Origin of the sequence: Quadrisphaera granulorum (assembly GCF_003149145.1) — a bacterium.
GTDB classification, from domain to species: Bacteria; Actinomycetota; Actinomycetes; order Actinomycetales; family Quadrisphaeraceae; genus Quadrisphaera; species Quadrisphaera granulorum.
In genome coordinates this window covers 104,502-127,592 of the sequence record NZ_QGDQ01000006.1, presented here as the reverse complement: position 1 = coordinate 127,592, position 23,091 = coordinate 104,502, and the positions used below count along the sequence as shown (strand labels likewise).

The following is a 23,091-nucleotide window of genomic DNA, read 5'->3' as shown; positions in this document are numbered from 1 at the left end:
GGCTCCGTGGTGGAGCCGGCGCCGTCCTGCGGGTCAGCCGGTCAGCTAGCGGGCCAGCTGGCCTGGATGTTGTCGAGGGCGGTCTTCTCGTCCTCCGAGCCGGAGATCCAGGCGGTCATCTCGCGCCAGAAGGAGCCGGAACCGACTTCACCGGGCATCTGGTCGGAGCCGTCGAAGACGAACGACGTGGAGTCGTACGCGAAGCCCGCCATCTGCTTGGTGAGCTCGTTGGGGTAGTTGCTCTTGTCGAAGTCCGTGCGCGGGGAGATGAACCCGTTGGCCTTCGCCCAGTCCTTGCCGAAGTCGGCCGAGGCCATGTAGTTCATGACCTTCTTGACGTTCTCGGTGTTGTTGAAGACCGAGGCGAGGTCGCCGCCGCCGAGCACCGGCTTGTCGGCGGCCGTCTGGCCCGGCATCGGGAACACGCCGACGGTGCTGTCGAGGTTGGAGAGCACGGTGTCGGGGAAGCCGCCGTCACGCGCCACGAAGTTGCCCTGGCGGTACATGTAGCAGGCGGGCGGGGTGTTGAACATCGGGTTGGCGGCCGTCGCGAAGTTGTTGCTGGCGATCGACTGGCGGCCACCGTTGACGTTGCCCTCGGTGAGCAGCAGCTTGTTCATGGTGTCCGCAGCGGCCACGACCTTGGGGTCATTGAAGGGGATCTCGTGCGAGACCCACTGGTTGTAGACCTCGGGTCCGCTCTGGATGAGCAGCAGGTTCTCGATCCAGTCGGTGGCGGGCCACCCGGTGGCCGAGGCCGACTCGATGCCGAAGCACCACGGCGCCGTCCCCGAGGCCTTGATGGTGTTGGTGAGCGTCTCCAGGTCGGCGAGCGTGGCGGGCGCGGTGTAGCCGGCCTGCTCGAAGGGGCCCTTGGGGTAGAAGACGATCGACTTGATGTTGAGGCTCATCGGCAGCGCGTACTGCTGGCCGTCGATCTGACCGGCCTGGACGATGCCGGGAACCATCTTGTCGAGGTTGGACTTGTCGACGATGTCCGTGAGCGGAGTCAGCTGGTCCTTGAAGGACTTCATGATTCCCGGCTGCGGGAAGATCGCGATGTCCGGGGCGCTGTTGCCCGAGACGCGCGTCGAGATGACGGTGTTGAAGTCAGGCGTGGGCTCGAACTTGACGTTGATGCCCTCGGCGTCCGTGAACTTCTTGATCTCGGCCTTGAACTGGTCCGAGCTCGAGTCGGTGAATCCGTACATGATCGTGACGGTGCCGTCGTCGGCACCGCCGCTGGCGCTGCTGCCGCCGTTGTCGCCCGACTGCTGGAGGCAGCCCGCGGTGAGAACCGTGACCAGTCCAGCGGTGAGGAGGGCGCCAATGGCGCGACCCTGGCGTGACTTGATGCGCATTGCGTGGGCTCCTTCGTCCACCCGGTGTGGCCCTCGCATCAGTCGCGAGAGCCCGTCGGTGGGCGAGCGCCCACCTCCTGCGGGCTGAGTTTTGCCCCAGATGCTCCGGCGCGTCAACAGGAGATCCGAACGGGTTGCGAATGGGCGTGTTCGGGTGTGTGGGTTTCGGTGCGAAACCGATCCATCGTGACCTGTTCGTGACCTTGCCGTGTCCAGACCGTGTCCCCCTGCGGCCTTGACCTAGTTGACCGCGCTCAGCGCGGGCTGGCACGTTGACCCCCGCACATCAGGACGAGGAGGTCCGTGGACGGTCACAGCAGGGCCATCGCACCGGCCCCTCCGCACGCCCCCGGAGCATTCGGGGCACGCGAACCCGTCGATCGTGTCGACCCTCTCGACCCCGTCGAACCGGCGTCCGGCGCGGGCGGTGGTCCGTCGGCGCAGGGCGCCGTCCACGACGTCGCCGTCGAGGTCCTGCGGCACGGGCCACTCCCCCGCAGCCAGCTCGCACGCCGACTCGGCCTGTCCGCCGGCAGCCTCACGCGACTGTCCAAGCCACTGATCGCCAGCGGCCTGCTCGTCGAGGCCCCGCCGGCCGCGGACCCCGAGACCCGTCGCCCGACCCGCCCGCTGGACATCCCGGCAGGTCGACACCGCTTCATCGGGGTCGACGTGGCCGGAGACGCCGTCTGGGGGGTGCTGACCGACCTCCGCTCCCGGGTGCTGGCGCGCGAGGACGTGCCGCTGCTCGACCGCTCACCCGGCACGGTGACGGAGGCCGTGGCGCGCCTGGTGACAGCTCTGGCGGTGAGCGCCGGCGGCATGGCGGCGATCGACGAGATCGGCGTCTCCCTGGACGGTTACGTCGACGGCGCCGGCGTCGTCCGGACGGCCCCCGTGCTGGGCTGGCCGACCCCCGTGGCCTTCACCGCGGCGCTCGAGAGCCGCCTCGGCCGCCGCGTCGTCGTCGGCAACGGCATGCATGCGTTCACGCAGACGGAGCACTGGTTCGGAGAGGGACGCAGCACCACGTCGTTCGCGGTGCTCGCTGTCGGCGCGGGCATCGGCTACGGCCTGGTCATGCACGACGCGCTGGTCGAGACCCCGGACACAGCGCGCCACCTGCTGGGACACCACCCGCTGGACTCCTCGGGGCCGCGGTGCCCGTCGGGACACCGCGGCTGCGCGACGTCGCTGCTGACGCTGCCGGCCCTCGAGGCCGCCGGCACGCTGGCGCTGGGGCGCGCCACCCGGGCGACCCAACTCCTGGCGCTCGCCTCCGCGGGTGATGCGGTCGCGCGAATGGTCGTCGACGACGCCGCCCGCCACCTCGGCACGATGCTCGCCGCCGTCGCGAACTTCACGATGGTCGAGCGGATCCTGCTCACCGGAGACGCGGTCGGGGTGGCGACGATCGGGCGCGCATCCCTCGACGAGGGCATCCGCGCAGCACGTGCCCCGGACGCCTCACCCCTCGACCTCGTCGTGAGGGCCGACGAGCCCTGGTGCTGGGGCCGGGGCGCCGCCGGCATGGCCATCCAGGCCTACGTGTCCGGGCCGGAGTGGCTGGCGCTCGAGTCGGCGCAGGCGGTGTGAATCACCTGGTTCAGCGGAACATCGCCTGCTGACGCCCGGTGAGCCGCAGCAGCTCCGCGAGCGCAGCCTGCTGGTCGTCGTCGTGATCGCCACCGTCGCCACTGTCGTCAGAGGAACCGGGGACCGGCACGGACCTCGCCGGGGACGTCGGCCAGGTGCGGACGTGCGCGAGAGCGCATGCCACGACGGCAGGGTCCAGCGCTGCGGCAGGATCGAGCCCGGGATCAAGCGTGGGATCAGCAGCAGCGGCGACGGCGACGTCCCACGTGGCACCCGCGAGGTCGACCAGGACGCCCTTCGCGCCGGCTTCGGCGACCTGCACGGGATCGGCGCCGGGCATGACATGAGAGCCGTGACCCTCCACGCCCTGGACGCCCTCGGCGGGGCCACTCTCCAGGGGTCGGGTCCAGGCCTCAAGGAGCGCGGCGAGACCGGCGCGCCAGCCCGCGGCGGGGTCGGCGCCGAGACCTCCGACGGCTCCGGCGACGACGTCGGCCACGGACAACGCTCCCGTCGTCGTCAGGGTCGTCGTCATCGTCATGGGCGCCGTCGTCGTCCACGACTCAGCGGGCAGCGGCGCGAGCACCGCGGCGAGCCCCCCGGCCGCCACGGGCAGCAGCTGACGGGCCGTGGTGGCGCGCAGCGCCAGCAGGGCGAGGGCGTAGGCCTCTTCGGCGTCCTCGGCGGTGGTGGTCACCTCGGCGCCGCCCGGGCGCCGCGTGGTGACGGCCCACAGGTTGCCGGCAGGGCTGCCGGCAGACGGTCCGACAGGACGCAGGGAGACCATCGCGGCGCCGAGCAGCTCGCGCAGCTGACCCTCTCGGGGTAGCCACAGCACCTGCGCTGCGTCGACGCTGTCCAGCGCCCACTCGGTGGTGCCGTTGAAGCCGAGCACCTGGCCGGAGGGCAGGTCGTGGGCCTCGATGGTCATGTCCGAGACGACGAAGACGACGTCGTCCATCTCCCGGTCGGGGATGACGAACCGGTCGCCCTTGGCGGGTGTCCACTGAAGGCCGGTCTCGCGCAGAGCGCGTGCCGTCGTCGTCGAGGTCACGGCGGCGAGCCTGCCACGACACCCGCCCGGTGAGCTCGGCCTTGCGAACTCACGCCGGGGAGCTCAGTCCTGCGAGACGCGGGAGCTGCGGGACTTCAGCTCGTCGATGAGTTCGGAGGCGTGCGCCTTGGTGAGGTCGTCCGGGACCTGCTCGCCGGTCTCGGTGGCCAGCGTGCTCAGGTAGCTGAGCTGCGCGCCGGTGGCGGGCTCGTCACCGGTCACCCAGGTCTCGGGGTCCTTGACGGCGGTCGGGTCGGCCTGATGCGCGTCGGTCTGGGGAGCAACGTTTTCGGTCATGCGTACGAACCTACGGCGCCGGGTCGCGGTCCGCTCGTCGGCGTGGTCGGCTCGCTGCATGGTTCTTCCCCCGCGCCGGGTGCTGGTCACGGGCGCTACCGGCAACGTCGGCACCGCGCTGCTGCGCCGCCTGGCGCGGGAGGGGGTGGCCGTGTCCGGCGTCGCGCGGCGCACGCCCTCCCCCGAGTCGACGCTGCCGCCCGCCGAGCGCTCCCCCGCCGCACCGGTGCGCTGGCACGGCATCGACCTCTCGGCCGCGTGGGCCACCGGCGCCCTCCGCGAGGCGATGGAAGACGCCGACGCCGTCGTCCACCTCGCCTGGCGCCTCCAACCCAGCCGGACACCGGCCGACCGGGCCGGCCTGCGCGCGGTCAACGTCAACGGCACCCGCGCAGTGGTCGAGGCGGCGCGCTCGGCGGGGGTACCGCATCTCGTGCACGCCTCCTCCACCGGTGTGTACGCGCCCGTGCCGGACCCCCTGCGCAAGCAGCCGGTAGACGAGTCCTGGCCGCGCACCGGCGTGCCGACCTCCGCGTACAGCCGCGACAAGGTGGCCGCCGAAGACCTTCTCAACGCCGTCGAGGCCGAGGGCCGTCACGGGCCTGGAGGCCCTGCGGTGGCCCGGGTGCGACCGGGGCTTGTGCTGCAGCGAGCGGCGGGCGCCGAGATCGCCAGGTACTTCGGCGGGCCGTTCCTGCCCGCGAGCCTGCTCGGAGGAGCAGGACGACGACGGACGCGCGTCCTGCCCGTGCTGCCGCTGCCGGAGGAGTTCGTCGTGCCCGTGGTGCACGCCGACGACCTGGCCGACGCCCTCTGGCACCTGCTCGCCGCCGGCCCAGAGCACGCGACGGGCGCCTTCAACGTCGCCGCCGACGACGCGCTCGGCCCCGTCGCCATCGCCGAGGGCTTGGGTGCGCGCCGCCGCGTCGGCGCGCCCGTGTCGCTGCTGCGCTCCGCCGCCGACGCGTCCTGGCGCGCCCGCCTGCAGCCCACCGACCCTGGCTGGGTGGACCTCGCCGCGGGCACCCCACTGCTCGACTGCAGCCGCCTCAAGGCCCTGGGATGGAGGCCGACGACGACGGCGCGCGCGGCCCTCGACGACCTCGTCGCCGGGATGCGCGCCGGCGACGGCGGAGGCACGCCCGTCCTCGCGCCGCGCGGCGCGCTGCACGGGAGGATTGCCGTGTGACGACGGAGCCGGTGGAGCGGCCCGAGCGACCGGGCGCTCAGCAGTGGGTGCCCGAGAGCGCTGACGACGTCGACGCGCTGCGCGCGGCGGCTCCCGCCTGCCGGGGCTGCGAGCTGTGGGAACCCGCGACGCAGGTGGTGTTCTCCGCGGGCAACCCCCACGCCGCCGTCGCGCTGGTGGGCGAGCAGCCCGGTGACCAGGAGGACCGGCGCGGCATCCCCTTCGTCGGCCCTGCCGGGCAGCTGCTCCAGCGGGCGCTGGAGGAGGCCGGACTCGCGCGCGACCAGGTCTACGTCACCAACGCCGTGAAGCACTTCCGGTTCACCCCGCGGGGCACGCGCCGGATCCACGCCACCCCGGAGGCCGCCCACATCACCGCGTGCAAGCCGTGGCTCGCGCAGGAGCTGCGCCTGGTGGACCCGCGCGTCGTCGTCCTCCTCGGGGCCACGGCCGCGAAGGCGCTGCTGGGGCCGGCCATCCGCATCGGCAAGGACCGCGGCCACCCCATCGAGCGCGAGACGACCCGGGGCACCAAGACGTTCTTCGTCACCACGCACCCCTCGGCGGTACTGCGTACCCCCGAGGACGCGCGCGACGCCGCCTACGCGGCGCTCGTCGACGACCTGCGCGTGGTGGCGAGCCTCCTGAGCACCTGACGTGGAGCTGCTCGAACCGCTGGAGCCTCAGACCAGCTCGCCGGCGTCGACGGCCGCGTCGAGGCGGTTGCCGGGCGGCGCGAGCGGGCAGGCCCACGTCGGGTCGTAGGCACACGAGGGGTTGTAGAGGAAGTTGAGGTCGAGGACGAGGCGCTCGCCGTCGTCGTCCTGGTCGTCCTGCTCGCCTTGCTCGTCCAGGTGGTCGCGCAGGTCCTCGTGGTCTCGCGTGGTGCCGAGGTCGGCCCCCTTGACGGTGTCGAGCAGGTAGCGCCCGCCGCCGTAGCTGCTCGTGCCGCTGGAGCCGTCGCGCACGGGCAGCCACACGCCGCCGCCGTAGCCGGACAGCCACCACAGGTCGAGCGTGCCGAGCGGGGTCCGCGCGCGGCCGAGGAGCGAGAAGACGACCTCGCCGTCGGTGCCGGTGGTGACGCGCAGCTCCTGAGCATGATCGGCGGCGTGAAGCACAGCGGTGAAGCGCAGGTCGGGGTCGTAGGGGGCGACGGGCAGGCCGGTGCGGCGGCGCGGGTCGTCGGGCAGGAGCGGGGAGTCGACGTGGGTGGCGTACAGCTGGTCGCGGGTGGTGCGCCACAGCTCGTGGGCTTCGCGGGGACTGCGGCGGACGGCGGTCTCGCGGATGTCGGCGTACAGCTGTGCCACCCGACGGCGGTAGTCGAGAAGGCTCAGCGATCCGGTTCCCACAGCGACCACTGTGGTGGCCGACTGCCCATGATCACGAACGGAGCGGGCGCAGTGTCAGGACGTGGAGGCTGGATACGGCCTCGAGGACCTGACAGTGAGCGCGGACCCGCCCATGATCACGGGTGGTGGGTGGGCTCGGGGGGCAGCCAGACCTGGCGGGCCAGCGGCACGGACGCCTGGCGCAGCTGGTGGGCCAGGCCGACGCCGTCCGGAGCGCGCACCTCGGGCACCGCCGCGACCCTCCCCGGGCGGGCCGAGCCCGGCACGGGCACCGGCAGCACGTGCGACAGCACCTGCTCCGCGGCGGTGAGCTGGCGGATGGCCACGGCGCGCACGTGCTCGGGGTGCTCACGGGCGAACTCGCCGTAGATCTCGGGGTCGTGCTGGCCGTCGTCACCGACCAGCAGCCACTGCACCTGGGGCAGCTCCTCCGCCAGGCGCCGCAGCGCGGCCCGCTTGTGCTCCTGGCCGCTGCGGAACCAACCGGTGTTGGTGGGACCCCAGTCGGTGAGCAGCAGCGGGCCGGCCGGGTAACCGTGCCGGAGCATGAACCGGGTGATAGTCGGCGCGGCGTTCCACGCGCCGGTGGACAGATACAGCACCGGGGTGTCGGGGTAGGCCTCCGCGGCCGCGGTGAGCAGGTCGGCCATGCCCGGCACGGGGCTGCGGGCCTGCTCGTGGAGCACGAAGGTGTTCCACGCCGCGATCAGCGGGCGCGGCAGCGACGTGACCATGACGGTGTCGTCGATGTCGGAGACCACCCCGAAGCGCTGGTCGGAGCCGATGACGGTGACCCGCGCGGTGGACGGGGCACCCGCGCGCTCGTCCGGGTCGGCCTCGCCGGGCGGCGCCGTGGAGAAGCTAATGTCGTGAACGCCCGGCGGCAGGTCGGACGGCAGCTGCGCGTCGAGGTAGCCTCCGCGCGCCGAGACGAGGCGGTGCGTCCGCTCCCCCACCGTCACCCAGACCGCGACGCCCTCCACGGGCGCCGAGATGAACGCGCGCCAGCCGCGCAGGGCCGTTAGCGCCCGCTCCTTGAGCTGGTCCCGGTCGTAGGGGCCGACCCAGTCGCGCAGGGACACCGGGTCGTAAGGACCCTCGGGGACGGGCGAGCCGGGGTCGGAGTCGTGGTGCTCGGGCGGGCGGGTGGCCAAGACACGCCCCAGGACGCGCACCCATCCCTCACCGCCGTACGAGGCGTACCCGAGCACCCGCGGCGTCCAGCCGCGACGGCCCAGGTGCACCGCGAGGAGCTTGTTGAGCCGGTCTTCGACGCGGGCCGCCGTGTGACGGGTACGCGGGTGCTCCGGCCGGTGCGCTTGATGGTGCGGCTCGCGCCGGGGCGAAGTGTTCCGGCCCATCGTGGGCTGGTCCTTCGTGGGCTGGTCCTGGGAAGGTGCCGGGCTCACGGTCGGCGAGTCTGCCAGCCCCCGCGGCCTCCGGCCGCCCCAGCGGCCACCCACCGCGGCAGAAGCCGCCGCCGAAAGCCCGGCAACACCGTGCTTGAGCCCGAGGTCATGGCGTCACGAATGGAAGACGATCTTGACCGCGCCGTCCTGCTTCTTCTGGAAGGTCTCGTAGGCGGCCGGTGCGTCGTCCAGCGGCACGTGGTGGGTGGCGAAGCCCTCGACGCCGAGGGGGTCGTCGTCGCCGAGTAGCGGCAGGATCTCCGGCACCCAGCGGTGCACGTTGGCCTGGCCCATCCGCAGCTGCAGCTGCCGGTCGAACATGTAGAGCATCGGCATCGGGTCGGCCGCGCCGCCGTAGACACCGGACAGCGAGATGGTGCCGCCGCGGCGCACGAGGTCGACCGCGGAGTGCAGCGCCGTGAGCCTGTCGACGCCCATCGTGCGCATCATCTTCTCCGCGACGGCGTCGGGCAGGAACCCCACGAAGGTGTGCGCAGCCTTGGCAGCCGAACCGTGGGCCTCCATACCGACGGCGTCGATGACGGCATCGGCGCCACGACCGGCGGTGAGGTCGCGTACGGCGCCCACGAGGTCGCTGCTGTCGTCGAGGGAGGTCGGGTCGATGACGGTGGTGCCGCGGGCCTGCGCGCGGGCACGGCGCTCGGGCACCGGGTCGATGCCGATGACCGTGGAGACGCCGAGATGGCGGGCGATGCGGGTGCACATGTCGCCGATGGGCCCGAGGCCGAGGACGACGAGGCTGTCGACGACGGGCGTCCACGACGACGCGGCCGCGCTCCCCGTCGTCGTCCCGGTCGTGCCCGTCGTGCCCGTCGACGATGCGGAGGGCCCGCCGGTGACGCCGGCGTACCGGACGGCCTGCCACGCGGTGGGCAGCACGTCGGAGAGGTACAGGTACCGCTCGTCGGGGACGTCGTCGGGAACCTTGATCGGCCCGTAGTGCGCCTGCGGGACGCGCAGGTACTCCGCCTGCCCGCCCGGCACCTGCCCGTACAGCTTGGTGTAACCGAACAGCGACGCACCGAAGCCGGTGTCGCGGTTCTGGGTGGTCTCGCACTGGCTCTGCAGACCGCTACGACACATCGGACAGCGCCCGCACGAGATGTTGAAGGGCACCACGACGCGATCGCCCGGGCGCAGGTGCGTCACGTCGGGACCGACCTCCTCCACCACACCCATCGGCTCGTGGCCGAGGACGTCTCCGGGGTCGAGGAAGGGCCCCATCACCTCGTACAGGTGCAGGTCAGAACCACACAGCCCGGAAGCGGTGATCCGGACGACGGCATCGGTGGGCTCTTCGATCTTCGGGTCGGGAACGGTCTCCACGGAGACCTTTCGCTTGCCCTGCCAGGTGAGTGCTCGCACCCGGGTCACCTACCCGCGCGGGCGCCGCTTACGCACGGGCGACCCGCCCGGTGCGGCAGGATGGACGCCCGTGACCGTCAGCCCTGTCAGCGCGCCCTACCGAGGAGCCCCGGGCACCGCCTCGGCGCTCCTCCTCGAGAACATCCATCCCCTCGCCGTCGACGTCCTCGGCCGCGCCGGGGTGTCCGTGCAGCAGCGCCCCGGGGCGCTGTCGGAGTCCGAGCTCATGGAGGCGCTCCCCGGAGTCAAGCTGCTCGGGATCCGCTCCACCACGCACGTCACCGAGAAGGTGCTCGACGCGGCCCCCGACCTGGAGGCCATCGGCGCCTTCTGCATCGGCACCAACCAGATCGACCTCGAGGCGGCCGCCGCGCGCGGCGTCGCGGTGTTCAACGCGCCGTTCTCCAACACTCGGTCCGTGGTCGAGCTGGTCATCTCCGAGGTCATCGCCCTGACCCGTCAGCTGACCGTGTTCGACAGCGCCCTGCACGCCGGGGTGTGGCAGAAGTCTGCGGCCGGATCCCACGAGGTGCGCGGCCGCACGCTCGGGATCATCGGGTACGGCAACATCGGCAGCCAGCTGTCCGTGGTGGCCGAGGCCCTCGGCATGCGCGTGGTGTTCTACGACACCGCCGAGAAGCTCGCCATGGGCAACGCGGTGCGCCTGTCGAGCATGGAGGAGGTGCTCACCGTCGCCGACGCCGTCACCCTGCACGTCGACGGGCGGGCCGGCAACGGGGGCCTGTTCGGCGCCGAGCAGTTCGCGGCCATGAAACCGGGGGCGATCTTCCTCAACCTCTCGCGCGGCTTCGTGGTGGACCACGGCGCCCTGCGCGACCACCTGGTCTCCGGGCACCTCGCCGGCGCCGCCGTCGACGTCTTCGCCAGTGAGCCCCGCCGCAACGGCGACCCGTTCGACTCCCGCCTGCGGGGCCTGCCCAACACGATCCTCACGCCGCACGTCGGCGGGTCGACCGAGGAGGCCCAGGAGGACATCGGCAGGTTCGTCGCCGGGAAGCTGCGTGACTACGCCGCCCACGGCAGCACCTCGCTGGCCGTCAACCTGCCGCAGGTCATCACCGACGCCGGGCACGGCACCCGCCTGGGGCACCTGCACCAGAACGTGCCGGGTGTCCTGGCGACGGTGAACTCCGTGCTGGCCCAGCACGGCGTGAACATCGTGGGCCAGTCGCTGACCACCCGCGGACAGCTCGGCTACGTGGTCACCGACGTGGCCAGCACGCTGGACAGCGGGGTGCTCGATGCGCTCGCCGCGATGCCGGAGACCGTGCGGCTGCGCGTGCTCAGCTGACACACCTGCTGGCGTCTCGCCGAGCTCGGTGGGACGCACGAAGGCCCGAGCGCTGGTGCGCCCGGGCCTTCGTCGTCCTACCCGCTGCGGCCTCTCGCGAGGCGCTGCGGGCAAGGGGGGTGCTGTGTCAGATGCGCACGCGGCGCGGGTTGGCGAGCGGCGTCCAGTCGGACTGCTGCTCAGCCGTGTGCTCCTCGGAGCGCGTCTCGTCGGTCGGGTCGGTGGTGGCGTTCTGCGGTGCCATGAGGGGCCTCCTGGTGTGCGGTGGATCCAGCGGCGCAGGGCTCAAGTCAAGGACGGGGTCGTGCGGGTCTCGCCGGTCCCACGGTCGTGGTGCTGTGCAGACAACCCCAGAGCAGAGGCGGTTGTTCCCCCGCTTGCCGCACTGGGCTCATCCGGATCACTGATGGTGACCGTGTTGCGGGGAGCTTGCCACCCGTCGCGAGCATATGGGGGACCCAGTGGCCGCAGAACCACCGCAACGTGGCGAAGGTCACGTTATGTCCGTTACGACCCGCTACCCCAAGTGATACTCGTCGATGACGCACGGTCTACCCCGCAGGCCCTGCACGCCGGGCGCGTCGTCGCAGGGCATGCTCTCGACGTGGCGCAGTCGAGGTCCGGGTGGCGCGAGCACAGGAGGGATCCTCGCCCGCGCGGCGCGGTGGCCCGCCTGCTCGCCATGGGAGGCGCCCTCGTGGTCGCCGTCGGTGCGCTGACGGCGGGTGCGCAGCCCAGCACCACCACCGAGGGCGTCCGCGAGCAGGTGTTCTCGATACCGGTCGGACCCGAGCCGGACGGACAGCAGGTCACCATCGACGCCACGCTGTACGAGCCCGCGAGCGCCACCGCGGACTCGCCTGCCCCGGCGGTGCTGCTGGCGCACGGCTTCGGTGGCTCCAAGGCTGACCTTGCGGGTCAGGCCCGCACACTCGCCGCTGACGGCTACGCGGTGGTGGCGTGGACAGCGCGGGGCTTCGGCGCCTCCGGGGGGATGGTGCACCTGGACTCCCCCGACTACGAGGTGGCCGACGCGCGGGTGCTCGTCGACCTGCTCGCCGAGCGCCCCGAGGTGCTCCAGGACGCCCCCGGTGACCCGCGCGTGGGCATCGCCGGATCGTCCTACGGCGGAGCTGTGGGCCTGCTGCTCGCGGGCACCGACCCCCGCATCGACGCCGTGGCTTCGGCCATCACCTGGTCCGACCTGTCCACGGCGCTGGACCCGCAGGCGGCACAGGGTCAGCCCGGTGGCGTCTTCAAGGCGGGATGGACCTCCCAGCTGCTGACCAGTCTCACCGGCAGCGCCCTCACCAACGGTGGTGCCCTCAACGGCTCCGCGGGCGCATGCGGCCGCCTGGACCCCGACCTGTGCCGCGACTACCTCGAAGCGGCCGAGACCGGCGTGGTGCCGCAGTCGCTGCGTGACGAGCTGGCCCGTTCGGCGCCCGCCGCGGTGCTGCCGAACACCCGCGCCGCCGTCCTGCTCGTCCAGGGCGAGGGCGACTCCCTGTTCGGCCTTGACGCCTCCGCGGCGAACGCCGCTGCTGCGCAGCGCGCCGGTGTGCCGGTGTCGCTGGCCTGGGTGAGCGGCGGTCACGACGGCGGCTTCGACGGTGCCGCGTTCAACGCGCGCACCGCCGCGTGGTTCGACGAGCACCTGCGCGCAGGGTCGGGTTCAGGGTCGGCCTCGGGTGAAGCGACGGGGAGCAGCCCCCTGACCGCGCCGTTCTCCGTGGCCGTGCCCCAGCAGAGCCTCTTCGGCGGTCGTGGGGGCGGCGGGCAGAACGGCGGGCAGGGTGGCGGCTCCGCCCCCGCCGAGCGGACCCTCGAGACAGTTCCGCCGTTGGGTGGCACAGGTCAGCGGCTCGCGCTGGCGCCGGTGAGCCCCTCCGGTCAACGACAGGACGCGAGCCAGCAGGGCCCCACCGTGGTGCTCTCCCCGGCGGGCGGACGCCCCGCGGCGATGACGGCACTGCCCGGTCTCGGCGACGTCGCATCCCTCGTGGGCCTGGCCGCCGGAGGCGGCTTCTCCACCGCGGTCCTGCCCGGGCAGGCGGCCGTCTTCGAGACCGAGCCGCTGGAGCAGCCGCTGACGCTGCTGGGGGCGTCGTCCGTGCGACTGTCGGTGACCTCGAACACCGACGACGCCGTCCTGTTCGCCTCCCTGTCCGATGTCAGCCCTGACGGGAGCACCGCGCTGCCCTCGGGCCTGGTGGCTCCGCTGCGGGTGCAGACGAAGCCGGGGCAACCGACGACGGTGGACGTCACGCTGCCCGCCGTCGTTCGTGACGTCGCCGCGGGTCATCGGCTGCGGTTGGTGGTGGCCTCGACGGACTCCGCCTACGCCGTGCCGGCCGATCCGCGGGTCTACAGCATCGCCCTGGCCAGCGCTGACGGTACTGCTGGCGGTGGCCAGCTGTCGGTGGCGTCCGCTCCCGCGGAGGCCGGAACCCGCTCGGGAGATTCCCTCGACGTCCCGTGGGCGCACGTGCTCACGCTGGCCGGCGTGGTGGTGGCTGCGCTGGCGCTTGCGCTGGTCGACGCTGCGCGTCGCCGTCGTCGTCCTTCTGGTCCCGTCGAGCCCGCCAGCGATCCCGACAACCAGCGCGACGACCAGCCCGACGATGTCGTGCTGCAGGTCAACGACCTGGAGAAGGTCTACGGCGACGGGTTCCGCGCGGTGGACGGGGTGTCGTTCACCGTGCGCCGCGGGCAGGTGGTCGGGCTGCTGGGGCCCAACGGCGCCGGCAAGACCACCACGCTGCGCATGCTCATGGGCCTGCTGCGGCCGAGCGCCGGGTCGCTGGAGGTGCTCGGGCAGCGTGTGCGGCCCGGGTCGCCGGTGCTGGCCCGGGTGGGGGCGCTCGTGGAGGGGCCGGGCTTCCTGCCGCACCTGTCGGGGCTGGCGAACCTGCGGCTGTTCTGGGCGTCCACCGGGCGTCCTGCGGCGGACGCGCGCTTCGAGGAGGCCCTGGAGGTCGCCGGCCTCGGCGACGCCGTGCACCGGCGCGTCCGCGGCTACAGCCAGGGCATGCGGCAGCGGCTCGGCATCGCCCAGGCGATGCTCGGGTTCCCCGACCTGCTCGTGCTCGACGAGCCGACCAACGGCCTCGACCCGCCGCAGATCACCGCCATGCGCCAGGTGCTGCGCGACTACGCCGCCACCGGCCGCACGGTGCTCGTGTCCTCCCACCTGCTCTCGGAGGTGGAGGCCACCTGCAGCCACGCGGTGGTGATGGCACGCGGGAAGGTGCTGGCGGCGGGGTCGGTGGCGGAGCTGGTGGCCGGGTCGGGTGAAGTGCTGGTGAGCGTCGGCGAGGGGCAGGTGGACCAGGCGGTGGCGGTGCTGCGGGACGTACTGGATCGGGACGACGACGGCGGGCGCGTGCTCGGCGTCCGCGACGGCGGCGTGCTCGTGGCCCCGGGAGCGTCGGGCACGGGCGGGCTGGTCGCTGCACTGGTGGCCTCCGGCGTGCAGGTGGACCTCGTGGTGCCGCAGCGGCACCTGGAGGAGGTCTTCCTCGAGCTGGTGGCCGCCCCGTGAGCGCGCCTGCGGGTCCGGTGAACCGGGGCAGTGCCCTGCCGCTGCGGGTGGAGGTGGCACGGCAGCTGTCCCGCCTGCGCACCCGCTGGGTGGGGGTGCTCGTGGTGGCGCTGCCGCTGCTGCTCGTGGCGGCGTTCGCGCTCGGCGGTGAGGACGACGGCGGTGACTCCTTCGTGGACCTCGCCACCTCCAGCGCCGTGAACTTCGCGGTCTTTGCGCTGCTGGCGGCCTCGGGATTCCTGTTCGTCGTCCTCGTGGCCCTGTTCGCGGGCGACACGGTGGCGGCCGAAGCCAGCTGGAGCTCCCTGCGCTACCTGCTCGCTGCGCCCGTGGGGCGCCGGCGGTTGCTGGCGGTGAAGGCGGTGGTGGCGGCGGCGTCCTCGACGCTGGGGATCGTGGCGTTCATCGCCGTGTGCCTGGTGGTGGGGTGGGTGGCCTACGGCTGGGGGCCGCTGACCAGCCCGCTCGGTGACGCGCTCGGGGCCTGGGAGGCGCTGGGTCGGCTCGGGCTGGCGACGGCGTACGTCGTCGTCCAGTTGACGTGGGTGGGGGCGTTGGCGTTCTGGCTGGGCACGCGCACCGACGCGCCGCTGGGCGCCGTGGGCGGGGCGGTGCTGGCGAACATCCTCTCGGCGATCCTCGCGTCCATCACGGCGCTCGGTGACCTACGCGCGTGGCTGCCCACGTACGACGCCGGCGCGTGGACGGCGCTGCTGCAGCCGGCGGTGGTGTGGGACGACATGGTCCGCGGCCTGTGCACGTCGCTGATCCTCACGGTGGTGTTCGGGGTTCTCGCGGTGATCGGCTTCGAGCGCAAGGACGTCACCAGCTGATGTGCCCCTCGACGACGATCGCGTGAAGCTGACCGCCTCCATAGACCGAGCGGAGTTCGGTGGTCACTTTCAGTACCCGAGGAGGGCCCCGGCCAGAGCCGTCCCAGGACGATGGCGCACCTGGCGGCAAGGACAGCGGCGGGGGCGCGCCGGAGGTACTGACCTGGCCCCATGGATGCGCGTGTGGCCCCATGGACCGGTCCGATGGGGCGAACCGCGCATCGATGGGGCCATCTGCTCATCGATGGGGCCATCTGCGCACCCGGCGGAGACGTCGACCGTGACCCGGCCCAGGACGGGCACGTGGCGCAGGTCACCTGACGCGAGGTGTGACCAAGCCAGCTCCGGGTAGGGGGACGAGGACGACATCCCCGTGACTTCCCGGAGGCTCCTCGTGGCTCGCAACACCCTGTCCCGCTCCCTGCACGACGTCGGCCTGGCCGCCTGGTTCGGCGGGACGCTCGCCAACGCCATCGCGCTGAACCCGGCCGCCGCCGAGGCGGACGAGAAAGACGCCGGCCGCGTGGTCAACGCCGGGTGGAACCGCTGGACGCCGGTCAACGCCGTCGCCATCGGCGCGCACCTGCTCGGCTCGGTGGGTCAGCTCTCGGGCAACCGCGAGCGCCTGGCCGCGCAGCCCGGCGTCAAGGCGATGTCGTCGGTGAAGACCGTGGTCACGGTGGCGGCGCTCGGAGCGACCGCCTACGCGCGGGCGCTCGGCAAGGTCGTGGACGCCGCGGGCGCCCCCCGTGTCAAGGGCGGCACCACGCCGTCCAAGCACACGCCCGCCGAGGTGGTCGAGGCGCAGGGCAAGCTCGACCTCATGCAGTGGGTCATCCCGGCGCTCACCGGCACGCTCGTGGTGATCAGCTCCTTCGCCGGGGAGCAGCAGCGTGGCTCGGAGATCGAGCCCGGCATCGCCCGCCGCCTCTGACCCTTGCACCGATGTGGCGAGGGGGTGGCTTCAGTGCAGGGCTGGCTTCAGTGCAGGGGTGGCTTCAGTGCAGGGGTGGCTGGCGTGGGCCGGGCAGGTCGATGCGCCGCAGCACGCCCACCATCCGCAGCGTGAAGCACAGCCCCGCCGCCAGCACCGCCCACACCGAGCCGATGCCGACGACATCGGTCTGCGTGAGCTGGGCACTGATGACGACGACGACGGCGGCCAGCAACGCGGGCACCGCGTACAGGCCGGAGCTCAGCACCCGGGGGGTGCGGCCGATGAGCACGTCGCGCAGCGTGCCGCCGCCGATGGCCGTGAGCCCTCCGAGCAGCACCGACTGCACGGGCCCCAGCCCTGCCGCGAGCGCGGTGCTGGTGCCGGTGACGGCGAACAGGGAAAGGCCTGCGGCGTCGAGCACGGTCAGGGTGGTGGCGACGCGCCGTCGTCCCATGCGGTAGCCGAAGAGGCAGACGAGCACGCCACCGGTGGCGGCGACGGCGAGGTAGCGCCAGTCGGAGAAGGTGGCGGGGGGCACCCTGCCGATGAGCAGGTCACGCAGGATGCCGCCGCCCAGCGCCGTGATGACGCCGAGGGTGATGACGCCGATGACGTCGAGCCGGGCGGCGCGGGTGGCGGTCAGGGCGCCGTCGACGGCGAACGCGAGGACACCGACGAGGTCGAGCACGAGCAGGAGCGTGGAGCCGGGCACGCGTTCATCGTCCTCTGCTCCGCCTCGCCCGTCCGGGAGGGCCTCAGGGGGTCGGGGGCCCCGATCGAGGCCACCGGAGGGTCGCGACGATGTTGGCGACGACGACGAGCACGGCCCCGATCACCTCGTGGCCCTCGACCCGCTGCCCGAGCACGAGGGCACCGACCGCGAACGCCCACACGGGGTTGGCGCTGGCCAGCGTGGAGAACAGCGAGGCGGGCAGCATCCGCAGCGCGCTGAGGTCGGCGGCGTAGGGCACCGCCGAGGAGAGCACCCCGCACACCACCGCCAGTGTCACCGCCTGCCATGACGGCCCGGCGAACAGGGTCACGACGACGACGGGCAGCGACCACGTGAGCGCCAGCACCGTCGTCGCCGCGGTGGCACCACCGAGGCCGGGGAGTCGCGGCCCGAGTGCGCGGTTGAGCAGGATGTAGCTGGCCCACATCGCGGCGGCCACCAGCGCCGCGGCGATCCCCACGATGTCGCTGGCAGGACCGGGGCGGACCAGCACCACCACCCCGACGGCGGCGACCAGCGCCGCGAGGCAGTCCACGACGCGACGCGACGTCCCGACGGCGACCGACAGCGGCCCGAGGAACTCCAGCGTGACCGCCAGGCCCAGGCCGATCCTGTCGATGGCCGCGAACAGGGTGAGGTTCATCGTGCCCATCACCGCAGCCAGGGCGACGACGAGGAGCCAGGTGCGCCGGTCCAGGCTGCGCCAGGCGGGGCGGGCGACGGCGTTCAGCGCCAGGGCTGCCACCACCTGGCGCACCGCCACGACCCCGGGGGCGCCCAGGGCGCCCATCGCGAGGGCTCCGGCGCTGGCACCGCTCTGGTTGGACACCGACGCCGCCAGCGCGAGCGCCACACCGGCCGCGTGGCGGCGCTCCTGCGAGGTGGACACGGAGCCATCAGAGTGCACCGATTTGAATGCGCGAAATGCACACGACGTGAAAGCCATACGCTGAACGCATGGCTGACGACGTCGCGTGGGAGCTGCGCCACCTGCGATGCTTCCTCGCGGTGGTCGACGAGGGCACCTTCACCGACGCCGCCATCGCCCTCGGCACCTCGCAGGCCGCGGTGTCGCGCACCGTCGCAGCGCTGGAGCAGGCGATGGGGGCACGGCTCCTGACCCGGCAGCGGGCGGGCGCGCGACCCACGTCTGCCGGCGCGGCCCTGGTCGTCCCGGCGCGCAGGCTCCTCACCGACGCCCAGCGGCTCCAGGCGGCGGTGGCAGCGCAGTCGAGCACGCTGCGCCTCGGCTACGCCTGGGCCGCACTCGGGGAACACACCACCCCCCTGCTGCGCGGCTGGGCGCGAGAGCACCCGCAGGTCGAGCTGGTGCTCGTGCGGCACAACTCCCCCACCGGCGGGCTGGCCGAGGGGCTGTGCGACGCGGCGGTCGTGCGGACCGCAGTGGACGAGCGCCGCTGGGCGTGCGCGGTGGTCGGACTGGAGCGCCGCCTGGTCGCCTTCGCCGCCGACGACGCCGCGTGGGCGCGGCGGCGTTCGCTGCGGATGGCTGACGTCGCCGAGCGCACGGTGCTGGTCGACGCGCGCACCGGGACCACCTCCCTGGACCTGTGGCCGCCCGGCGGCGGGCCGGCGCGCACGCTCCCGGCGGGCGACGTCGAGGAGTGGCTGGACACCATCGCCGCCGGCCGCGCGGTCGGCACGACAGCCCAGGCCACCGCCGTGCACAACCCGCGCCCCGGCGTCCTGTACCGGCCGATCAACGACGGCCCGCCGATCACCGTGCGCCTCATCTGGGACCGCGACGACCCACCGCCTGCCGTGGAGGCACTGGTCGCCACGATCTCGGCCCTCTACGCCCGGTGACGCCGCTCCACACACGCGGTGCTCGACTCCACGGGAGGGTTGCTCGACTACACAGGAGCGTTGCTCGATGCGCGAAACACGAGCTCCGGATGGAGCACGACGCGCCGGGGCGGTGAGGCATCACCGGCGAGCCGGTCGACGAGGATCTGCGCCGTCGCTCGGCCCAGCGCGGCAACGTCCTGCCGCACCGCGGTGACCGACGGGTCGAGGAGCTCGAAGAGCGGCAGGTCGTCGAAGCCGACCAGGGCCGTGCGCCAGCTGGCTCCGCGAGCCCGCAGCGCCCGCAGCGCCCCCACCGTGATGACGTTGCGGGCGGTGAAGACGGCGGTCGGAGGGGTGCGGCTGGCGAAGAGGCTCTCCAAGGCGCGCTGCGCCTGGTCTTCGTCGTGCAGACCGAGGACCGCGAGCGAGGGGTCGGCGGGCACTCCGGCGGCCTGGAGGGACTCGAGGTAGCCCAGGTGGCGCTCGTTGGCGGTGACGATCGAGGGCAGGTCTCCGAGGAAGGCGATGCGCCGGTGACCGCGCTCCAGCAGGTGATCGACGGCTGCTCGCGCTCCGCCGCGGTTGTCCACGGTGACACTGTCCGCAGCAATGCCGGCAGGCTCTCGGTCGACGAACACGATCGGGAGGCCCGCGCGCTGCTCGGGCTGCAGGTAGTCCTGCATCGAGGTGGCCGCCATGATCACGAGGCCGTCGACCCTGCGGGCGACCATGTCCGCCACGAGGGCCCGCTCCCGGTCGGGGTCCTCGTCGAGGCTGCCCGCGAGGACGGCGAGCCCGTGCTCGCGGGCGGCATCCTCCAACGAGCGCAGCAGCCGGGAGGAGAAGTCGTTGGCGACGTCCTGCACGAGGACCCCGACGGCACGGGTGCGACCGGTACCGCGGCGCAGGTCGCTGGCGGCCTGGTGGTGGCGATAGTCGAGTTGAACGACGGCGGCGCGCACCCTCGCGCGGACGGCGTCGCCGACGCCGGCCTCGTCGTTGACCACGCGGGACACGGTCTTGAGGCTCACCCCGGCGAGCGCCGCAACGTCGCGCATGGTGGCCCGGGGCCGGATCTGCTGCACCTCGCCTGCTTCCTCGCGGGACGACATCGTTGTCGTGTCAGGTCAAGATTCTGCAATATGCCTTGACCGAGTGTCACTCGCGGTACTACACCTCTTCCACGACAACGTTGTCTCCCGACGCAGCGGTGCGTCGAAAGGGGTGCCCACGATGGCTATCTCCACCTCCCGCACGATGATCCGTCGCTCTGCTGCACTGGCAGCAGCAGCTCTGGCGGTGGGTTCGCTCGCCGCCTGCGGCGGAGGCTCCACCGATCCCGGCACCAGCAACGACGGCAGTAAGCCCGTCGCCGTGTCCCTGATCACCAAGGACTCGACCAACCCGTTCTTCGTCGCCATGCAGAAGGGCGCCCAGGCCGAGGCCGAGAAGGAAGGCGTCAAGCTCACCGTCGGCGCCGGCAAGGAGGACGGCGACGAGCAGGGCCAGGTGCAGCTCATCGAGAACGCCATCGCCGCCGGACAGCAGGGCATCATCATCACGCCCAACGGCCCGGGCGTGAACAGCGCGATCAAGAAGGCGCGCGACGCAGGCCTCTACGTCATCGCCCTCGACACCCCGCCGGACCCGGCCGACACCGTGGACATCACCTTCGCCACGGACAACTTCAAGGCCGGTGAGCTCATCGGCCAGTGGACCAAGGGCCAGCTGGCCGGCAAGCCCGCCACCATCGCCCTGCTCGACCTGTTCAACGACAAGGTCGTCTCGGTCGACTACAACCGCGACCAGGGCTTCCTCACGGGCCTGGGCATCGACACCAAGGACAAGCAGAAGAACGGCGACGAGGCCCCGACCGGCAACTACGACGGCGGCACCTACACGATCGTCTGCAACGAGCCCACGCAGGGCGCCGAGGACGGCGGCCGCACCGCGATGGAGAACTGCCTCACCAAGAACCCGAACATCAACGTCGTCTACACGATCAACGAGCCGGCGGCGACCGGCGCGTACAACGCACTCAAGGCGGCCGGCAAGACCGACGCCCTGATCGTCTCGGTCGACGGCGGCTGCGACGGCGTCAAGGAGGTCACCGACGGCGTGATCGGCGCGACCTCGCAGCAGTACCCGCTGAAGATGGCCGAGCTGGGCGTCAAGGCCATCGCCGACTACGCCAAGAGCGGCACCAAGCCCACCACCACCCCGGGCCTGGACTTCTTCGACACCGGCGTGCAGCTGGTCACCGACAAGCCCGTCTCGGGCGTCACGAGCATCTCCTCGGCCGACGGCGCCAAGGTCTGCTGGGGCTGATCGGCCATGACCACCACCAGCTCGCCGGCACCGCCGGCCTCCGCCGCTGAGGAGCTGGCGCTGCGGCGCCAGTCACCGCTGCAGCGGATCCAGCACGCGCTGCACGCCTACCCGGCGATCAGCCCCGCGCTGATCCTGGTGCTCGCGGTGATCGTCTTCACCGCCGCGAACCCGAACTTCGCCCAGCCGAACGCGTTGTCCCTGCTCGTGCAGCAGACGGCCATCGTGGCCGCACTGGCGATCGGGCAGACGCTGATCATCCTCACGGCGGGCATCGACCTGTCCGTCGGGGCGATCACGATCCTCTCGACGATGCTCATGGCGACGCTGGCGGCCAAGAACGGCATTCCCGCCGTCGTGGCGATCGTCATCGGCGTGGCCCTCGGTGTCGGCGCCGGGGCTCTCAACGGCTGGCTCGTGACCCGGGTCAACCTGCCGCCGTTCATCGTGACGCTCGGCACGCTGTCGATCTTCACGGCGATCGCCCTGCTGTACTCCGGTGGCCAGTCGGTGCAGGGCGACGACCTGCCGGCCCTGATGACCTGGACCGGCGAGGCGATCCGGCCCTTCGGGCCCGGAACGTTCTACGTCACCACCGGCGTCGTCGTCGTCGCCGTCCTCTACCTCATCGTGGGCTTCGCCCTGAGCCAGACCGCCTGGGGACGTCACGTCTACGCCGTCGGAGACGACGCCGAGGCCGCCCGCCTGGCCGGCATCCGCGTCAAGCGCGTGCTCCTCAGCGTCTACACCGTGGCCGGTCTGCTGTACGGCATCACCGCCTGGGTACTCATCGGTCGCGCCGGGGTCGCGAGCCCCAACGCCGCCGCCGACGCCAACCTGCAGTCGATCACCGCCGTCGTCATCGGGGGCACCAGCCTCTTCGGTGGCCGCGGCGGGGTGCTGGGCACCCTCATCGGGGCGCTCATCGTCCAGGCGTTCGCCACCGGCCTGTCCCTGGCCGGCGTCGACGACCAGTACCGCGTGCTGACGATCGGCATCCTCGTCATCGTCGCCGTCTCCGTGGACCAGTGGATCCGGAAGGTGAAGGCATGAGCACTCCGTACCACCCCGAGCTGAACCCCGAGTTCAACGCCGACCAGGTCTCGACGTCGCAGACTCGGGAGGACCGGCAGCCGGTGCTCCAGGCCCGCGGGCTGGTCAAGACCTACGGCAAGGTCGTGGGTCTGGACGGCGTCGACCTCGAGGTCTACCCCGGCGAGGTGCTCGCCGTCATCGGTGACAACGGCGCCGGCAAGTCCACCCTCATCAAGGCCCTCACGGGAGCCGTGGTCCCCGATGCCGGGGAGCTGCGCCTCGACGGGAAGGTGGTCAGCTTCAAGCGCCCGCAGGACGCCCGCGACGCCGGCATCGAGACCGTCTACCAGACCCTCGCCGTCGCCCCGGCCCTCGACATCGCCTCCAACCTGTACCTGGGTCGCGAAGAACGTCGCCCCGGCGTGCTGGGCTCGGTGTTCCGCATGCTCGACAAGAAGGGCATGAAGAAGCGGGCCGGAGAGTCGGTCAAGCGGCTCGGCATCCAGACCATCCAGGACATGGGCCAGGCCGTGGAGACCCTGTCCGGTGGGCAGCGCCAGGCCGTTGCGGTGGCCCGCGCCGCGGCGTTCGGGTCCAAGCTCGTCGTGCTCGACGAACCCACCGCGGCCCTCGGCGTCAAGGAGGGCAACCTCGTGCTGTCGATGATCGAGCAGCTGCGCGACAGCGGGATGCCGGTCATCCTCATCAGCCACAACATGCCCCACGTGTGGCAGGTCGCCGACCGCATCCACGTCCAGCGCCTCGGGCGCCGGGCCGCGGTCATCACCCCCAAGACCCACACCATGGGCGAGGGCGTGGCGATCATGACGGGCGCTGTCACGGTGCTGCCGAAGGACCAGGAGGCCCTCGTCCGCTGAGCCGGCGGCACCACCTCACCAGCCCTGCCGGTGAG

General features: G+C 72.4%; 20 protein-coding genes. 11 read left to right on the top strand and 9 right to left on the bottom strand.

Annotation, left to right across the window (positions count from 1 at the left end; genetic code table 11):
* Positions 1-41: 41 nt before the first annotated feature.
* The gene (locus BXY45_RS06930; RefSeq protein WP_170131353.1) at positions 42-1,361 is read right to left on the bottom strand and encodes an ABC transporter substrate-binding protein; all 1,320 of its coding nucleotides are present in this window, start codon (positions 1,359-1,361) and stop codon (positions 42-44) included.
* A gap of 303 nt (positions 1,362-1,664) precedes the next feature.
* On the opposite strand from BXY45_RS06930, the gene BXY45_RS06925 reads away from it, so the two are divergent.
* A complete protein-coding gene (locus tag BXY45_RS06925) occupies positions 1,665-2,957 on the top strand; it encodes an ROK family transcriptional regulator (RefSeq protein WP_211319302.1) in 1,293 nt (430 codons plus the stop codon).
* A gap of 10 nt (positions 2,958-2,967) precedes the next feature.
* On the opposite strand, the gene BXY45_RS23730 is transcribed toward BXY45_RS06925, so the two are convergent.
* Together BXY45_RS23730 and BXY45_RS06915 are read right to left on the bottom strand one after the other, a co-directional pair.
* Positions 2,968-4,011: a hypothetical protein gene (locus BXY45_RS23730; protein WP_211319301.1), complete on the bottom strand. Its 1,044-nt coding sequence runs from the start codon at positions 4,009-4,011 to the stop codon at positions 2,968-2,970.
* Between the two features lie 63 nt (positions 4,012-4,074).
* On the bottom strand, positions 4,075-4,308 hold the full coding sequence (locus BXY45_RS06915) for a DUF3072 domain-containing protein (protein WP_109773635.1): 234 nt from the start codon (positions 4,306-4,308) through the stop codon (positions 4,075-4,077).
* A gap of 58 nt (positions 4,309-4,366) precedes the next feature.
* On the opposite strand from BXY45_RS06915, the gene BXY45_RS24105 reads away from it, so the two are divergent.
* A complete protein-coding gene (locus BXY45_RS24105; RefSeq protein WP_109773588.1) occupies positions 4,367-5,497 on the top strand; it encodes an NAD-dependent epimerase/dehydratase family protein in 1,131 nt (376 codons plus the stop codon).
* Positions 5,494-6,153, top strand: a complete 660-nt coding sequence (locus BXY45_RS06905; protein WP_109773587.1) for a UdgX family uracil-DNA binding protein — start codon at positions 5,494-5,496, stop codon at positions 6,151-6,153. The genes BXY45_RS24105 and BXY45_RS06905 overlap by 4 nt, the downstream gene beginning before the upstream one ends.
* A 27-nt stretch (positions 6,154-6,180) precedes the next feature.
* On the opposite strand, the gene BXY45_RS06900 is transcribed toward BXY45_RS06905, so the two are convergent.
* From BXY45_RS06900 to BXY45_RS06890, 3 genes are all read right to left on the bottom strand, one after another.
* Positions 6,181-6,852, bottom strand: a complete 672-nt coding sequence (locus tag BXY45_RS06900; RefSeq protein WP_245961678.1) for a DUF1684 domain-containing protein — start codon at positions 6,850-6,852, stop codon at positions 6,181-6,183.
* 116 nt (positions 6,853-6,968) lie between these two features.
* Positions 6,969-8,261: an App1 family protein phosphatidate phosphatase gene (locus BXY45_RS06895; protein ID WP_211319299.1), complete on the bottom strand. Its 1,293-nt coding sequence runs from the start codon at positions 8,259-8,261 to the stop codon at positions 6,969-6,971.
* 114 nt (positions 8,262-8,375) lie between these two features.
* Complete coding sequence (locus tag BXY45_RS06890) at positions 8,376-9,647, bottom strand: alcohol dehydrogenase catalytic domain-containing protein (RefSeq protein WP_109773585.1); 1,272 nt, start codon at positions 9,645-9,647, stop codon at positions 8,376-8,378.
* A 70-nt stretch (positions 9,648-9,717) separates the two neighbouring features.
* Here BXY45_RS06890 and serA point away from each other — a divergent pair, with 70 nt between their 5' ends.
* The 4 genes from serA (at position 9,718) to BXY45_RS06870 (ending at position 16,270) form a co-directional block, all read left to right on the top strand.
* Complete coding sequence (gene serA / locus BXY45_RS06885; protein ID WP_109773584.1) at positions 9,718-10,959, top strand: phosphoglycerate dehydrogenase; 1,242 nt, start codon at positions 9,718-9,720, stop codon at positions 10,957-10,959.
* Between the two features lie 682 nt (positions 10,960-11,641).
* Positions 11,642-14,503, top strand: a complete 2,862-nt coding sequence (locus BXY45_RS06880; RefSeq protein WP_109773633.1) for an alpha/beta fold hydrolase — start codon at positions 11,642-11,644, stop codon at positions 14,501-14,503.
* Positions 14,500-15,336: a DUF2705 family protein gene (locus tag BXY45_RS06875; RefSeq protein WP_109773583.1), complete on the top strand. Its 837-nt coding sequence runs from the start codon at positions 14,500-14,502 to the stop codon at positions 15,334-15,336. The genes BXY45_RS06880 and BXY45_RS06875 overlap by 4 nt, the downstream gene beginning before the upstream one ends.
* Positions 15,337-15,730: 394 nt before the next feature.
* Positions 15,731-16,270, top strand: coding sequence for a hypothetical protein (locus BXY45_RS06870; protein ID WP_109773582.1), 540 nt, complete (start codon positions 15,731-15,733; stop codon positions 16,268-16,270).
* Between the two features lie 64 nt (positions 16,271-16,334).
* Here BXY45_RS06870 and BXY45_RS06865 read toward each other — a convergent pair whose 3' ends face one another.
* Together BXY45_RS06865 and BXY45_RS06860 are read right to left on the bottom strand one after the other, a co-directional pair.
* The gene (locus tag BXY45_RS06865; protein WP_109773581.1) at positions 16,335-16,985 is read right to left on the bottom strand and encodes a trimeric intracellular cation channel family protein; all 651 of its coding nucleotides are present in this window, start codon (positions 16,983-16,985) and stop codon (positions 16,335-16,337) included.
* A 43-nt stretch (positions 16,986-17,028) separates the two neighbouring features.
* A complete protein-coding gene (locus BXY45_RS06860; protein ID WP_211319297.1) occupies positions 17,029-17,895 on the bottom strand; it encodes an EamA family transporter in 867 nt (288 codons plus the stop codon).
* Positions 17,896-17,963: 68 nt separating this feature from the next.
* Here BXY45_RS06860 and BXY45_RS06855 point away from each other — a divergent pair, with 68 nt between their 5' ends.
* Complete coding sequence (locus tag BXY45_RS06855) at positions 17,964-18,833, top strand: LysR family transcriptional regulator (protein WP_109773579.1); 870 nt, start codon at positions 17,964-17,966, stop codon at positions 18,831-18,833.
* A gap of 47 nt (positions 18,834-18,880) precedes the next feature.
* On the opposite strand, the gene BXY45_RS06850 is transcribed toward BXY45_RS06855, so the two are convergent.
* A complete protein-coding gene (locus BXY45_RS06850; protein ID WP_211319296.1) occupies positions 18,881-19,900 on the bottom strand; it encodes a LacI family DNA-binding transcriptional regulator in 1,020 nt (339 codons plus the stop codon).
* 148 nt (positions 19,901-20,048) lie between these two features.
* On the opposite strand from BXY45_RS06850, the gene BXY45_RS06845 reads away from it, so the two are divergent.
* The 3 genes from BXY45_RS06845 to BXY45_RS06835 are packed head-to-tail and all read left to right on the top strand — an operon-like array spanning position 20,049 to position 23,056.
* Entirely contained in the window at positions 20,049-21,143 is a 1,095-nt protein-coding gene (locus BXY45_RS06845; protein ID WP_109773577.1) for a substrate-binding domain-containing protein, read from the top strand.
* Between the two features lie 6 nt (positions 21,144-21,149).
* Entirely contained in the window at positions 21,150-22,196 is a 1,047-nt protein-coding gene (locus BXY45_RS06840) for an ABC transporter permease (protein WP_109773576.1), read from the top strand.
* A complete protein-coding gene (locus BXY45_RS06835) occupies positions 22,193-23,056 on the top strand; it encodes an ATP-binding cassette domain-containing protein (RefSeq protein WP_109773575.1) in 864 nt (287 codons plus the stop codon). Before BXY45_RS06840 ends, BXY45_RS06835 begins: the two co-directional genes overlap by 4 nt.
* Positions 23,057-23,091: the final 35 nt, after the last annotated feature.

Coding starts and splice junctions, on each gene's coding strand:
- BXY45_RS06835 (WP_109773575.1), top strand. CDS start 22,193: ATGAGCACTCCGTACCACCCCGAGCTGAACCCCGAGTTCAACGCCGAC.
- BXY45_RS06880 (WP_109773633.1), top strand. CDS start 11,642: ATGGGAGGCGCCCTCGTGGTCGCCGTCGGTGCGCTGACGGCGGGTGCG.
- BXY45_RS06855 (WP_109773579.1), top strand. CDS start 17,964: ATGGCTGACGACGTCGCGTGGGAGCTGCGCCACCTGCGATGCTTCCTC.
- BXY45_RS06845 (WP_109773577.1), top strand. CDS start 20,049: ATGGCTATCTCCACCTCCCGCACGATGATCCGTCGCTCTGCTGCACTG.
- BXY45_RS24105 (WP_109773588.1), top strand. CDS start 4,367: ATGGTTCTTCCCCCGCGCCGGGTGCTGGTCACGGGCGCTACCGGCAAC.
- BXY45_RS06930 (WP_170131353.1), bottom strand. CDS start 1,361: ATGCGCATCAAGTCACGCCAGGGTCGCGCCATTGGCGCCCTCCTCACC.
- BXY45_RS06915 (WP_109773635.1), bottom strand. CDS start 4,308: ATGACCGAAAACGTTGCTCCCCAGACCGACGCGCATCAGGCCGACCCG.
- BXY45_RS06840 (WP_109773576.1), top strand. CDS start 21,150: ATGACCACCACCAGCTCGCCGGCACCGCCGGCCTCCGCCGCTGAGGAG.